Origin of the sequence: Halorhodospira sp. 9621 (assembly GCF_022228055.1) — a bacterium.
Taxonomy (GTDB): domain Bacteria; phylum Pseudomonadota; class Gammaproteobacteria; order Nitrococcales; family Halorhodospiraceae; genus Halorhodospira; species Halorhodospira halophila_A.
In genome coordinates this window covers 1-504 of record NZ_JAJNRD010000111.1, presented here as the reverse complement: position 1 = coordinate 504, position 504 = coordinate 1, and the positions used below count along the sequence as shown (strand labels likewise).

The window sequence follows — 504 nt, the reverse complement described above, 5'->3', positions numbered from 1 at the left end:
TACTACATCGGCGGGATCATCAAGCACGCCAAGGCGATCAACGCCTTCGCCAACGCCTCGACCAACAGCTACAAGCGTCTGGTGCCGGGCTTCGAGGCGCCGGTGCTGCTCGCCTACTCGGCGCGCAACCGCTCCGCTTCGGTGCGGGTGCCCTACGTGGCCAACCCCAAGGCGCGGCGTATCGAGGTACGCTTCCCGGATCCCACCGGTAACCCGTACCTGACCTTCGCCGCCATGCTGATGGCCGGTCTCGACGGCATCCGCAACAAGATCCACCCCGGCGAGGCGATGGACAAGGACCTCTACGACCTGCCGCCGGAGGAGGAGAAGGAGATCCCCAAGGTCGCCTTCCAGCTCGACGAGGCGCTGGAGGCGCTGGACAACGACCGGGAGTTCCTCAAGCAGGGCGGGGTCTTCTCCGACGACCTGATCGACGCCTACATCGACCTCAAGATGGACGACGTCACCCGTCTGCGCATGACCACCCATCCGGTGGAGTTCGAC

General features: G+C 65.3%; 1 pseudogene. It reads left to right on the top strand.

What is annotated here, in order from left to right:
- A pseudogene (gene glnA / locus LRF89_RS13335) lies at positions 1–504 on the top strand (glutamine synthetase); the annotation flags it as partial.